This window comes from Ktedonobacter sp. SOSP1-52, assembly GCF_016587395.1.
On the sequence record NZ_BNJH01000002.1, the window covers coordinates 1,319,717 to 1,332,755 of the forward strand.

12 protein-coding genes and 1 pseudogene are annotated in these 13,039 nt (G+C 48.2%); 4 read left to right on the forward strand and 9 right to left on the reverse strand.

Annotated elements, in window-relative coordinates:
- Positions 1 to 11: 11 nt before the first annotated feature.
- The 7 genes from JMJ16_RS21230 to JMJ16_RS21260 form a co-directional block, all read right to left on the reverse strand.
- Positions 12 to 1,031 (reverse strand): Na/Pi cotransporter family protein, encoded by a 1,020-nt coding sequence (locus JMJ16_RS21230; protein WP_201384775.1) that lies wholly within the window; start codon positions 1,029 to 1,031, stop codon positions 12 to 14.
- A 151-nt stretch (positions 1,032 to 1,182) separates the two neighbouring features.
- Positions 1,183 to 2,418 carry a thioester reductase gene (locus JMJ16_RS21235; protein WP_201384777.1) on the reverse strand — a complete coding sequence of 412 codons (1,236 nt, stop codon included), beginning with the start codon at positions 2,416 to 2,418 and terminating at the stop codon, positions 1,183 to 1,185.
- Between the two features lie 109 nt (positions 2,419 to 2,527).
- Positions 2,528 to 3,310, reverse strand: coding sequence for an alpha/beta fold hydrolase (locus JMJ16_RS21240; RefSeq protein WP_201384779.1), 783 nt, complete (start codon positions 3,308 to 3,310; stop codon positions 2,528 to 2,530).
- A gap of 321 nt (positions 3,311 to 3,631) precedes the next feature.
- Positions 3,632 to 4,060, reverse strand: a complete 429-nt coding sequence (locus tag JMJ16_RS21245; RefSeq protein WP_236601649.1) for a helix-turn-helix domain-containing protein — start codon at positions 4,058 to 4,060, stop codon at positions 3,632 to 3,634.
- A gap of 260 nt (positions 4,061 to 4,320) precedes the next feature.
- A complete protein-coding gene (locus JMJ16_RS21250; RefSeq protein ID WP_201384783.1) occupies positions 4,321 to 4,545 on the reverse strand; it encodes a hypothetical protein in 225 nt (74 codons plus the stop codon).
- A 440-nt stretch (positions 4,546 to 4,985) separates the two neighbouring features.
- The gene (locus JMJ16_RS21255; RefSeq protein WP_201384785.1) at positions 4,986 to 5,291 is read right to left on the reverse strand and encodes a hypothetical protein; all 306 of its coding nucleotides are present in this window, start codon (positions 5,289 to 5,291) and stop codon (positions 4,986 to 4,988) included.
- 396 nt (positions 5,292 to 5,687) lie between these two features.
- Positions 5,688 to 6,095, reverse strand: coding sequence for a winged helix-turn-helix domain-containing protein (locus JMJ16_RS21260; protein ID WP_201384787.1), 408 nt, complete (start codon positions 6,093 to 6,095; stop codon positions 5,688 to 5,690).
- 279 nt (positions 6,096 to 6,374) lie between these two features.
- Between JMJ16_RS21260 and JMJ16_RS21265 the strand changes: the two genes are divergently transcribed.
- The 4 genes from JMJ16_RS21265 (at position 6,375) to JMJ16_RS21280 (ending at position 12,004) form a co-directional block, all read left to right on the forward strand.
- Positions 6,375 to 8,537, forward strand: coding sequence for a helix-turn-helix domain-containing protein (locus JMJ16_RS21265; protein ID WP_201384789.1), 2,163 nt, complete (start codon positions 6,375 to 6,377; stop codon positions 8,535 to 8,537).
- A complete protein-coding gene (locus JMJ16_RS21270) occupies positions 8,534 to 9,073 on the forward strand; it encodes a hypothetical protein (RefSeq protein WP_201384790.1) in 540 nt (179 codons plus the stop codon). The genes JMJ16_RS21265 and JMJ16_RS21270 overlap by 4 nt, the downstream gene beginning before the upstream one ends.
- 36 nt (positions 9,074 to 9,109) lie before the next feature.
- Positions 9,110 to 10,420: an NAD(P)/FAD-dependent oxidoreductase gene (locus JMJ16_RS21275; RefSeq protein ID WP_201384791.1), complete on the forward strand. Its 1,311-nt coding sequence runs from the start codon at positions 9,110 to 9,112 to the stop codon at positions 10,418 to 10,420.
- A gap of 477 nt (positions 10,421 to 10,897) precedes the next feature.
- Complete coding sequence (locus tag JMJ16_RS21280; RefSeq protein WP_201384792.1) at positions 10,898 to 12,004, forward strand: restriction endonuclease; 1,107 nt, start codon at positions 10,898 to 10,900, stop codon at positions 12,002 to 12,004.
- Between the two features lie 2 nt (positions 12,005 to 12,006).
- Here JMJ16_RS21280 and JMJ16_RS21285 read toward each other — a convergent pair.
- Positions 12,007 to 12,153, reverse strand: a pseudogene (locus JMJ16_RS21285) (IS6 family transposase); the annotation flags it as partial.
- A gap of 149 nt (positions 12,154 to 12,302) precedes the next feature.
- A complete protein-coding gene (locus JMJ16_RS21290) occupies positions 12,303 to 12,758 on the reverse strand; it encodes a UPF0158 family protein (protein ID WP_201384793.1) in 456 nt (151 codons plus the stop codon).
- Positions 12,759 to 13,039 lie beyond the last annotated feature (281 nt).

The following is a 13,039-nucleotide window of genomic DNA, read 5'->3' on the forward strand; positions in this document are numbered from 1 at the left end:
CTTTTCACTGCTTATCCATCTGATATTGGCGAGGGCAAAGGATAACGAGCAGACTCTGAGCGCTGGCGTACAGGCGCTTTTTCTCCTGATGGGACCAGAGAGGTGAACAGCCAGGTAAGTGGACCGGCCAGAGGCACACAACAACAGGTGAGCAGGACATTAAATCCGAGGTGCGCCATGGCAACTTGTATGGTAGGGTTCGGGCAGTACACAACGAGCAAGGCGGCAAGAGGATGCAACAATAAGAAGAGAAGACAGACGCCCAGACACTTCATTCCTGTATGGACGAGTGCCAGGCGCTGCTCCATAGAGGTATTACACGATACCGCCGCGAGCAGCGCAGGGAGGGTCGTCCCAATATTTGCCCCCAGCATGGCTGCCAGCGCCGGTACCAGGGGCAACGTGTGACGCGATGCCAGGACGAGCACCAACCCAATGGTCGCCGTACTCGAATTAAGAAACATGGCCAGGACGATTCCCAGAAGAAGGGGCAAGAGAGGTGAACTGGCACCTATCTGGAGGATCTCTCCTGCCCATGCACTGCTTGCCAGAAGCTCGCTTGCCTGAGAGAGGGCGAAGAGTCCGAGCAGCATCAGACCACAAGGAAACATGATTTGTCCGACACGTCGCCAGTGGGTGCGTGCGGTCATAAGCGCAAGCAATGCAAAGAGGGCAACGATGTTGAGCGCATAATCCGTCACGTGAAAGGACAGCAACTGCACTGCAAGGGTCGAGCCAACATTGGCTCCAAGGAGCATCACAATTGCCGTTGAGAACGGCACAAGAACCGTGCTGACCAGTTCAATCAGGAGAGAAGACATCGCGCTGGAACTTTGCAAGCAGGCCGTCATGATGAGACTCACGAGATAGGCAATCACAGGAAAACGCGCCGCGTGGAGAAACAGGCGACGAACATGACCACTCGGTATATGCTCAACCATTTCGGTAAACGAGCGGATACCATACAGCAAAAGACCCATGCCCGTGAGAAGTGCAAAGAATATTTGTATCAAGAGTACATAATCAAACATGTGTTTTCCACCTCCCTCTCTTGCACAGGTGCGTGAGAAAGAACGCATGACTCGCCCGTTCCGTATTTCAGCAGATGCCTTGGGAGCACATAATGTGAAACCAGATGAGCAAACCTACAAAAAGAAAATGTACATATGTTGTCTGGACCTATCAAGAACGCGTGCGAAAGCGAGCACGAAACTGCGTCAGGTAAGCAGATGCGGAGGCCTGCATACCCAGATAAGGAGCCGTTCCCCGGAATCCTGCTCGTCTGAGCGCAAAGTAGTGACCTTGTGCCGTCCTGGTGTCGACCTGTCCAAGCGTTGGGGGAACCTCAAGTGTTGCGACTGCAAGTCCTGCAAGCAGGCTACTATGTATCTGATACGGCGTGAGCACGCCGCACCCTTCCCCCGTTTGTAGAAGCAGGTCAAGCATGGACCCTTTCTCAAAGGCTCGGAGTTCTTGCATCGGCATCGGAGAGGTCAGTTCATCTGCCTGTGGAGCAAGGATGTCTTTCTGTATGCACATCCGCGCCAGGAATGGCTCTGACATCAGCGGCGAGAGACCTGCAAGCATGAACAGAAGTGCCCCGGCACGAAGGCGCGTCATATCGAGTCCTTCAAGCAAAATGGGTGTCCCAAAGAACAGGGTTGCCTCATACATCACATCTGGAACCCCCTCTCCTCCTTGCATCTCACAGAGCACTGTCTCCCCCTCAAAACCTGAAGCTTGAAGTTCTGTCACCAGATCCTCAACTGGAGTATCCTGATCTGGAAACACACAGAGGGTGAGAGATGCAGGATGTGGCAAGGTCGCGAGCAGGAGGCGAAGACAGACGCTGGCGAGAGGATCAGGTCCTACCATCACGGCCACACGTTCCCGGCAAAGATCACGGGCAACGCGAGCCAGGACCCACTCCAGGGTCAGCAGGAACGCGGCACTGGTGGTTGCGTCTGTGGTCGTGAGCCGTGGACGATGATCAGCACGCACGTACTGGCTCTCTTGAATCAACAGTCCTCCATTGATCTGTGATGCAAGACGCGCGGAGAGGGCCACACTTCGTGCACCGCAAGCTCGGGCAAGGGCTACCGCCTGGCAGGCCTGCTGGACTACCTTATCCTGCTGTTGTTCTTCTCCAAGGGGAAGCAGAATCGTCCCCACTCGTCCAAGTTGCGTTGTCACAATGGTGGTCAGCGCGGGACGCCCTTGGTGCCATGATTGTAAGAGGGAGGCTTCTTCCTCTTGAAGGGATGGAGGACACTGCAACACCACGGCATCGAGAGGCGCCTCTTTTTTAGTACGTATGCTCTCAAGAAGCACATGAGGGGGCAGTTCTTTCTGCTGCTCACCTTGCATGTGTGAGGATGGTACTTGTGCATGCATTGTTTGGGAAGACGGATGAAGCATAACCATATTCTTTCTGTTTTCTAGGCAACATGTCATCTTGTCGTTACTCGCAGTCAAGAGCTACAGGAAAACAGCCAACTTTTGATTGGGAGAAGCTGTCAGCAACACCTTAACCAGATGTCTCGGGAAGCGAGAACGGCGCGGTCAACGCTATCAGATCCTGCTCTTGAGAGCTGACAGGACGCTCATCGCTTTGCGTCACCAGGCACGAGAGATCCTTGAGGGTTTGAAGAATCATGAGCGGTTTTCCCCACCGCATGTACTCGGTCTCCATATATTCCACGAGGTGGCAGAGTTCAGCACTCGCTTGCGGAGGAACCAGCCGAACCTGCGACAAAAGTTCTCCAGATGCCCGCTCTGGAGCACATTCCTGCGGAAAGAGTGGTAGGAAGAGTGAGGTCAGTTCCTGAGCTGCCCCATAGGACACCTCGACATCAGAAGAGGCCAGGCGTGTCAGGAGAGAAAAAGGATAGGAATGTGGGAAGGGAAGAATGGTGAATGCACGAAGGCGCTCTGCCAGGGCGACGTGCCACTGAAGCGCATCAAGCACGCACATGCCAAATCGGCCTACAGCAACCACATGCATGCCATCCAGATCAAGCGTCGAACAGCACAGGCTCGCCAGGTCTTCAACCCAGGCAGCAATGGTATAGGCAGATCGTTCTGCGGGTTTGGAGGAAAACCCATGCCCAAGTAGGTCAGGGGCGACGACATAGTAGTGGCGTGAAAGAAGTTCGAAGTAGGGCGCAAACACGGCGCTACTTTGCCACTCACCATGAAGCAGGAGTAGTGGTGCCTTGTCGGGCGTTCCTGCGAATCGGCACCAGATTCGTCGCCCAGTTGGATGAACGGGAACATGCTGATCAGTGCAAGGTGAAATGGATGTTGCCATCACGAAAGATCCTCCAATTTTACCAAAATTTTGTAATTTGGCCAGACATACTGTTGTTCTGTAGACATGTCATAATACCCTCGACCACTACCATAAAGGCAATATATAGTGAAGCAGCCCTTGATACGTTTCTGTCACTCAAGTATCATCACCGTTACCAATGCAGATCCAGGGATGCTCCTGTGGCAATCGTGAGGTACGTGACTAAGTGTACCTGGCACAGAGGAGATAAGGGAAGATGAAAACCACCCAATATCGGGCGAAGTACTTCGCAATACTGAGCGAAGTACCACACATAGTGTAAAACAATGAAGCACATGCTCATCCAGACACCAGATTGCTTTCTGCCTTGTGCTCATCCTGGCGATGGCGAAGCACATATCCATGTCCTTTGACTACAACCAATTTCAGAAACGGTGGGAGTTTCTGCTTGATTTTGGACACATGTTTTTGTAGCGCTACAACATCTTGTGCATCATAGTGAGCGGCATTAAGGCGAAAAGCACAGGCAGCCAGTTCATGAAAAGAAAGTACATGCTCAGGATGAGACAAGAATGCCACCATCAGACGACATTGCACTGGAGTACAATACAGTTGAAAGCCCTCGGTCAACTGTTTCCGCTGAAAAATGTAAATAAAACGCTCGTGAAAAATGAGCGCTTTATAGGACCAGAATGAAATGAGGACCGGAGCGTGATCTGAAGGTCCATCCTGCTCCTGTGGCAAAGATGGTAGCCTTGTAGACAACATATCATCCTTAAGAAAGATCATTGCCTTCCTCTCTGTCTATTCCTGGTCTTTTCCACAAGCTATCCCTATCATGTGTCTCCAAATGTGGATAGCTTGTAGAAAACGTTCCGTCCGTTGCGCGAAGATACATTGGTTTCTCCCTTTTGCTAAATTATGATGCTGAAATAGTATATACAAACTGTTGTCTGCCCGTCTCTACGTATGCCATGCTGTCCTGAAGAACAGCATGGCGCGGGAGAGAATGCAAAGTGCGAAGAGCCTTAGTCGCGAGGAACCGGCTTGTAGGCGACCTGGCCGCCGCGAAGGTATGGATCCCAAGCGCGGGGAGCAGCCTTGTAGGCACTCTGATGAGATGGCTGGTAGTGGGGAACGTACGCGGTCGCATGGCTAGCATTCCAGAAAGCGTTTCCCCCAACAAAGCTGCCTGCAGCGAGCGCGAGGGCAAGGGCAACTGTCACAAATCCGCGAGAAAGTAGGCCTTTCATAGGAAATTACCTCACTCATCTTTCCGTTGTCCTTGAAGGACAACACAAAAAACAACAGTTAGAAGGGGTTGCGACATGACGCAATAGGCTTCCTTTGATCCCCCATATCTCCAGCATCTCAAGGAGGCCTCCCTTCGTATTGCGTTCTCCCGATCCCCCTCTCTTTTATCGTAGGCTGTAAACAAGTGTACAAAAAAGCAGAGAAAACAACCATGCCGAGGACACCCAATTTCGCTCAGAACATCACGGATTTTCCCGAGAAACATACCAACAAATTAAGGAGAGAGCTACCGATCATTGACATGAAAAATGCAAAGCAGAGGTGTTAATAAAATAGCTATCAATACATAAAGCCACAAGAACAGGCAGTGCCCTCTCAATGATTGCAGATGGATGATCGAGAGGGCACTGCCTGTTCTTGTGGCTTAAACAAAATGGATTCAAGCAATAGGGATTTCTCGCTTCCTTGTCTGTACGCGCCTCTGGCAAGCAGCCTTCGGAAGGATCGTTGGTTGAAGGCGATAACCCACCCGTCGCAAAGACACAATGGTGAGACCCAACTGACGGCAGGCTGCCATCGTATCTGTCATAATCCTACGCAGGTGACGCAGGTGTTGTTCCCGCTGAGAACCTGACGCGGCCAGTTCAAGCAGTTCGTTCATCCGTTCCACTTCATCAAAGAACGGCTGTACGAGCGCGCTCGACTGAGATTCTGTTATTAAGGTGAGCAAAGTCTGCTCAGGCACTCTGAGCGCTGCTAACAAAAACGAGTACGGGCAACTTTCGGGAAAAAGAAGCAATGGTATGAGCAATCGCAACGCATTAGGCGGGAGCAATTGATGACGACAGATACGAGCCAACTGGCCCGACAGGAAAAGAGAAACAATTGATTGTGACATATCTACTGCCAGCCACGTTTGGGAGCATGCATCAGGAAAGAGCGCCTCCAAAGAAACATGAACTGGCTCGCTTTCTCTTATTGTGTGCGTATCATGATAAGCAATCGAAATCATATGCCTTTTTCCTACCATCTCAAAGAATTGCTGCTCAGAAACAAAGGCAGCCTACAGTTCTACGATACATTCATTGCATTTGTTAGCACGTCCATTTAGTTTCATCTCTTCCGCATATAAATCCCAACATTAAACTGGCTCTTTTACAACAAGTATCCTGGTGGGCAAACTATTCAGGAACCGCTTGTTCGCCAGGATAATGTTGGGATTTACAACGAGCATATAGCCGTGGCCCCGTATTCTGAAGATGTTTAGATCGTTTCCCCGGAGTTTGCTTCTTAGGTTGACGATGTGTCTCTCTAGGCTCTCTTTTACTGCTGTGGTAAATGGGCCGTGGTTTCCGGCGCAGGTTGCAAGTGTTTCGTCTTTAACCGTTGGATTGTTGAGAAGACAACAGATGATCTGGTATTCGGTGGGTATGAGTTTGATGATATCACCGTTTATAGAGAGAACTCTGCCTGCATGGTGGATGTAAACCTCCTGGCACTCTGAAGTATGACTCTCTAAAGTATGGGTGGTAATGAATGCTGAAGTCATGTTTTCCCTCAATTCTTCTGAATGAGGCGGTTGGCCCCTTGTTAGTCGTTGGTTTCGGTGTCGCTGTTATTACTATGCATCTTAGATACTTGTTTGAGAAGTTACACAACCGTCACAAAAGCGTGACTTTACCGTTACAGGGGGATTTTGGGGGAATGTTGGTATTTTTCGGAACAGCTTATGGTTTATCTGTGTTATGCTTAACAAGCAACTGATGTTATTATAGTCCCTTGCGGCATATCTATAAATATTAATGAACCACTAGATGGAAGGACCCATATGTCATTTAGAGATACTATCCAGAAAGAGAGGCTGAAGCGGGGGTGGTCGCAGGCGTATATGGGGGAGTCGCTGAAAGTCTCTGAGGCAACGGTGAGAGCTTGGGAGGCGGGGCGGAGGTCCCCAGGGATGGAGTCGCAGCGTCGTCTAATGGAGCTGCTTGGTCTGACAGCCAAGGAACTGGCTTTTGATGAAATCCCGATTGGCCTGACAGCCGAGGAAAAAGAGAATGAGGGCGTTGCTCCTCCAGGGGGAGTTTCTTCTGTTTTGTCGGTCGTTCAGGAGAAGGTTGCTTTTGCTAGCAGAGATAGATCCCGCCAGCGGATGCTAAGCCTCGTCTGGTCCCGTTGGGTGACAGGTTTGCTTGACCGTATGGGGCCATCATCGTTGATTACGCTTCGGTTGCGTATGCAGTCGGCAGTTGCAAGCGTATGGCGAGAGCAGGGGGATATGGGCTTACCGTCTTCTTTGGAGTTGCCCTTTGGGACAACTATTGTGCAGGTTTATGATACTGCGTCGGGTGAATTGCTTGTGCTGGGGGAACCGGGGGCGGGGAAGACGACGCAATTATTGCTTTTAGCTCGTGAGTTAATTGAGCGTGCTTTTCTTGATCCGGAGCATCCTATTCCTGTTATTTTTAACCTGGCTTCTTGGGCTGGCAAGAAAGGGCTGCTTGTTGATTGGTTGGTCAGTGAGCTCAATGAGAAGTATCAGGTCCCGTTGCGCCTGGCGCGGTCGTGGATTGAGCAGGACTGTATACTGCCGTTGCTTGATGGTTTAGACGAAATTGATCCGCAAGATCGTCCTGCCTGTGTTGCTGCTATTAATAAGTATCGGCAGGAGCATGGTTTACTCCCAATTGTCGTGTCTTGCCGAACCGGCGACTACAACGAGATGGCCGTGAAACTTGTTCTTGGTGATGCAGTTCTTCTGGAAGCGCTCTCTTCAGAGCAGATTGATACGTATCTTGAGCGTCAAGGGGAAGCCGCAGCTTCCTTACGTGCTGCTCTGCAACGTGATCAAGGGCTTGCAGAGATGGTAGCGACGCCACTGATGTTGAGTGTCATCATCCAGGCATATAGTGGTCTTTCGCTTGATGATGTGCTTGTGGCTTCTACACTAGAGGAGCGCCGTCATATCGTGTTTGATCGCTATGTTGAACGCGTTCTTGCAAGAGGTTCGAGGAAGTATTCGGTAAAGCGAGTAATTGCTGGGTTATCATGGTTGGCGCGTCAGATGCGTGAGAAGAACCAGGCTGAGTTTTATGTTGAGCAGCTCCAACCTGATTGGCTTGCAGAGGTGTATCGGATTCGGTATCGCAGTGCTGTTTCGCGCTGTGTCTTTGGCTTGCAGGTCATAATATCCTATTTTTTTACTGCTTGTTTACGAGGTCCCAATGTGAGGACTCAGGGGTTCCCGTTTGTTGTCAGTAGTCGTGATATTCTGGGATGGATGTCGCTGGGTCTAGGTGGTATTTTTCAGGGAACAGCAAGCCTGGAGGCGATGTGGGCTGTTATCTCGGTACCGGTGGTTTTCCTGGTTTATCGGCAAAAATTGCCCCCGCAGCGGTTGTTTCGAGGTATTTGGCAGGCGTGCCGCTATGGGTTGGTAGTCTTTGTCCTCGTAGGGAGTATTTCGGTGTTTCTCTTTCGCTTTGCTGCTCCAGCAGGTGGTGATGGTAACGGTGGCATCATTCAAGGGTTGGGCTTAACGTTGCTAACCTCTTTTATTGTGTTTTTCTTGGTTCAGTTCTTTACGTTCATCCGTGGAGAAGGAGATGTGGCTCATGGAGAAGGGAAAGGGAGGAAGAGCGTTCGTCATTCTTTTTTCCAGTCTTCGGTGGTGAATAGTTTTGTTGTTGGTGTACTCGCTGCCAGCGCTTTTGTGATCATGTACACGGCCCAGGGTGAGCGTTTGGGGCAAGCTGTTGAGTATGGTATTGTTATGCTGTTGGCGTCATGGTTAATGAGTTTTTGGGTCGTGCGAGTTCATGATGGCTTTGAGTTCTTTCATGGACCTGGAGGAGAAGAGGTTATTACACCCGTCGAGGTTGTGTCGTGGTCCTGGCCCGCTTTGCGATCAGGGCATGGGAAAATGGGCGAAATGCGTTGGCTGTCGGCTCTTTTTATGCTCTTTGGGGAGTTATTTTCTTGGGGAGCATGAGTGCTCTTTTTCACGGATGGCTGTACGGTCTGCGGTATGGTCTGGCATATGGGATCATCATTGGCGTGGTTAGTGGATTGGCAATGTTATTGACGGCAATGATCAAAGACCTCTGGTCAAGTGATGTTATGCCAGTGCATCAACATAACCATCCAAATGTCGGAATTGTGCTTTCGGCTCGCCATGGCTTACGAGCTGCGCTACTTTTTGGGCCTTGCGCTGGGATAGGGAGTGGAATTGCCTGTGCGCTTGCTTTTGGTTTAATCGGCCAACTTGCGTCGTGGCCCATACTGAGTGCTGCGTTTACTGTTGTATTCACTCTCTACTTTGCATATGCTTTTTTCTTTGGCTTTGGTGGGAATGTTGTGGTGGAGCATTATATTCTCCGTTGGTATCTTTGGCGTTCCGGTGTTGTCCCTCTCACCATTGTCCAGTTCTTGGACTATACCACACATCATATTTTATTACGTAAAATTGGTGGGGGATATATGTTTGTACACCGATTGCTTCTTGAGTACTTTGCTGATCTTTCGTAAGGGAATATATCCATTTAGCAGATGAAAAGGAAACATATGAGTAATGCTTGTGGTACTGCGCTTGTGATTGGTGGAGGACTTGCTGGTTTGTTAGCGGCCCGCGTTCTTGTGGATCACTTTCAGGAAGTGATCGTGATGGAACGAGATCACTTCCCTGCTTCTCCGCAAGCGCGGTCTGGCGTTCCCCAAGGGAGGCAGCTTCATCTGCTCCTTTTGAAAGGGCAAACTGTTTTGAGGCAGTTGTTTCCTCATTTGGAGAAGCATTTGCTAGAGAAGGGAGCGTTGCAACACGACTATGGCTCTCAATCTCTTTACTACTATCGTTCTCGTTGCCGGGTCGAGACGGCACTGCCTGGCTGGCAATGTTCTCGGATCTTGTTGGAATGGCAGATCCGTGAGGAGTTGATTGCGTCTTCCCCGCAGATTCGTTTTCTGGAAGGGTATGAGGTTGTTGGGCTTTGGGATGTGGGAGATGGCACTGTTCGGGGTGTCAAGTTTCGTGAGCGCGGGGGTCAACAGGTGCAGGAACGGGCTGCTGATCTGGTGGTTGATGCTAGCGGAGCATCTTCACATGCTCCTGACTGGTTAAAAGAGCTAGGGTATGAGCCGCCAGAGGAGGTTCTAGTAAATGCTTCTCTGGGATATGCAACACGCTATTATGGCGTTCCTGATAGTGAATTACAGTGGCGTTTTATATCCATACAAGGGATGGGAGGAAGTCGATCTGGGACACTTATGCAGATAGAGGGTGGAAATGTCGTCGTTGTTTTGGCTGGGATGAGAGGAGACTATCCTGATCAAACAGATGATGGATATTTAGAGTTTGCCAAGAGTCTTCCAGACCCGACTCTTTATGAGACGGTGAAAGCCCTAAAGCCGCTGACGCCTGTCTATGGGTATCGGCGTACGGCAAATCGCTTTCGTCATTATGAGCGGGTGACCATGCCTGATAATTTTTTGGTGATGGGTGATGCTCTCTGTTGTTTTAACCCAGTCTATGGACAGGGGATGACGGTAGCCGCGCTTGAAGCCCAGGCCCTTGATACATGCTTACGGCGGCGGCATGGTAGATTGTCTTCCCGGTTTCATCGACGTATCGCGTACGTTGTACGGATGCCTTGGTTTCTTGCGACAGCCGTAGATACAAGCTTATTAAAGGAGGGGGCGGCAAGTGAGCAGAAACCTAAAAGTCTTCCACATCGTTATCTGGATCGAATAACAACGCTCATATCTGTGGACGCATATGTGTTGTTGACCTTCGTGAAGGTGGTACATATGCTCCACTCACCATTAGCGTTTTTGCATCCCGGCGTCATGTTGCGTGTCCTTTTTCGGCGGGTAGATTAGTGGAAATGCCCTGAAATCGCCCCCGTTTTTGCCCTGAAACCGGCACATGTGCCCCCAATCCTGCACATTGGGACAACGTTTCCCGGGAAAGCCGCTTTCCATCGGGGTTCCTCGCATCAAACGTTGGAAATAAAAAAACCTGGCAAGCTGGAATGAGACCCAACAACCAGGTTAAGAAGAAGCGAATGAGATCCTGAGCCAAAGGAGGACAGAGGAGAAACAGGGAAGAGAAGCGATACAAAGGTCTACTGTTTGCAATGCAAAAGGTAGACTTTTCTGAAGAAGATAGACCCTTAGAGCATCTCTACCCTATTGTGTATGTGGATTGCCTAGTGGTCAGTGTGCGCGAGAACCGGAGCATACGACTTTAATAGAGAGATTTTTAACAGCACCCAAGACATCTAGGTACTTGAATATCTCGATTTTTATCTTATTTTCAGTCATTTCTTGTCTTAACAAAGGAGTAAATCTTAGCTTATGTACTCTCTAACTGAAGCAGTTCTCGAAAAGTTTGATAATCCACATGACTTTGAACGAATGTGTGCAGATATATTGAATGCGTTAGGATACCAAAACGTTGTACCTATTGCCCCTCGTGGAGGAAGTGATGGAGGAAAGGATATTACGTTTACAACAGAAAATGGAGGAAGAGGATTAGCTTGTGTTACTCTCCGAAATGATATTGATAATAAATTTCGAGAAGACTTTACTCAAAGGCATCTAGGAGAATACGACAAGTATATGTTATTTTGCAACTCTTATCTAACCGCACAGCAAAAACAAAAATTTGAAGAATATTGTTCAAAGACTCTTAAGGCTGAGTTTATTCCCCGTGATTTAGAAGCCATTCGGAGTCTACTAGATAGTTCTTTGCAAACAATCAGGCAACAGTACATAGAAAAATACGCACGAGTACAAACAAGTTATGTTCTAGATGAACCACCAGAAGAAACGCTTTATGACTTGCTAACACTCTGTACAGTACACATAACAGTTTCTGGGGCAGGAAAACATGGAACAGGCTTTTTCATTGCGCCAGAACAAATTCTTACCAGTCTTGAAGTAGTAAAAAATATATACCATGCATTCGGAAATAATTGTCCAGAATCTCTCACAGTACATTGGAACGGATATGGGTACGCCGCTCGACTCGTCCAGATTACACCAACTTTTGTTGAATGTGGACTAGCACTGATCGAACTCCATATAGGTAAAGGACCCTGCGTTTTTTTGCATGAAGATGCACGACCATCAGATTTTCTCTATAGTTATGGGTATCCTGATGATTTTCTCTCAGGAGCAAGCTCTACCTTTGAATGTGAGGGAAAAACTAGATTACACAAAGACTTTATTAAATTTAAAGCCGGACATGTATCGTCTAGCATACTCGGTTCACCCCTCCTAAACCTTCGAACAGGGAAAGTCTGCGGCATTATTGCTCATGCTCGCGATAACGGAAATGCTGATGGAGGCATTGCAATACCAGCAAAAACGATTTTCGAGTGTTTGCCAGATTTAAAAAATATACAACAGCAGTATCACCAAGAAAATACTAGATGGCTAAATTCATTAAACCGAACTTAACAGGTGGGCACAATGCCACACTCAGCCATGAGTTCTTCGACATCACGATAGATGAGCGAAAAACGAAAGTACAACCAGACGCAATGACTGATGATTTCAGGTGGGAAGCGATAGCCTTTGTAGAGCGATAGAGATGCTTGTGTTTTCATGCTCTCAGTATGCCCTCTTTGCAAGTTGACAATACCGGAATATGACTATTCCAGTGTATTGCAGTCATGGTATCTATTGCTATTGCGTAAAAGGACTCTTTCGAATTCTCTTTATTTCCGAGGCAAGGGAGAGCTTATTTTGATCACCATCAATCTTTTATAATCTGTATTGGAAGGCTAGCAAACCATTCTTCGAGAGTTTCATAAAAATGATCGCTTTCCCATTGATACCACTTTCCCATCAACTTTTCATCTATACCAGATAAGGTATCTTTAAAACGCCTAAACGCACCTTTCCCAATTAATGCTGTAGACAATTTTTCAGCAAGCAATGTGTTTTGTGGGAAAACGATTTGATCAACGAAATCACACCTCCATTGATATGCTACCTGTGAAGTAATATGTTCAATGGGTATATATATATCAGCATTCTCCTCTATCTCTTCTAGCTGCTTTTCTTGAGCTTCAGAAGCGTGACCAAATTCAGAGAAAAATATTACTTCTCCTGTTTGTATATTCAAATAATAAGAGTATTCTCCGCTTGAATCCTGCATTGCTAACTCAATTTTACCAAGTCGATAGGTTTTCCATTCGAGAGTTTCCACATACTTGCGTCATTCCTTCTTTCTGTTTTTGCACCTGAAGTGATTATAGCATGGCATTTCTGGGACCAGGAGTACATGAGTTTAATGTATACATTACAGAATAAATTTGCTGAATTTCAAGAGGTAGCACTATTAAGGCATGAGATCACACTTGGCCTGGACCCATTAAGTTTTTACCCTCTTCTTTCCATACCTCATTTAGACCTCAAACCACTCTAACGTTAAATCTATGCTTGTGCTTTTATAAAAGGCCCTGCTTTACCCTTATTATTTAATGGTTT

Bases quoted from the DNA above. Each gene is read 5' to 3' on its own strand.
- JMJ16_RS21275 (WP_201384791.1), top strand. From the start codon at position 9,110: ATGAGTAATGCTTGTGGTACTGCGCTTGTGATTGGTGGAGGACTTGCT.
- JMJ16_RS21250 (WP_201384783.1), bottom strand. From the start codon at position 4,545: ATGAAAGGCCTACTTTCTCGCGGATTTGTGACAGTTGCCCTTGCCCTC.
- JMJ16_RS21230 (WP_201384775.1), bottom strand. From the start codon at position 1,031: ATGTTTGATTATGTACTCTTGATACAAATATTCTTTGCACTTCTCACG.
- JMJ16_RS21235 (WP_201384777.1), bottom strand. From the start codon at position 2,418: ATGCTTCATCCGTCTTCCCAAACAATGCATGCACAAGTACCATCCTCA.
- JMJ16_RS21245 (WP_236601649.1), bottom strand. From the start codon at position 4,060: ATGTTGTCTACAAGGCTACCATCTTTGCCACAGGAGCAGGATGGACCT.
- JMJ16_RS21265 (WP_201384789.1), top strand. From the start codon at position 6,375: ATGTCATTTAGAGATACTATCCAGAAAGAGAGGCTGAAGCGGGGGTGG.
- JMJ16_RS21240 (WP_201384779.1), bottom strand. From the start codon at position 3,310: ATGGCAACATCCATTTCACCTTGCACTGATCAGCATGTTCCCGTTCAT.
- JMJ16_RS21260 (WP_201384787.1), bottom strand. From the start codon at position 6,095: ATGACTTCAGCATTCATTACCACCCATACTTTAGAGAGTCATACTTCA.
- JMJ16_RS21270 (WP_201384790.1), top strand. From the start codon at position 8,534: ATGAGTGCTCTTTTTCACGGATGGCTGTACGGTCTGCGGTATGGTCTG.
- JMJ16_RS21280 (WP_201384792.1), top strand. From the start codon at position 10,898: ATGTACTCTCTAACTGAAGCAGTTCTCGAAAAGTTTGATAATCCACAT.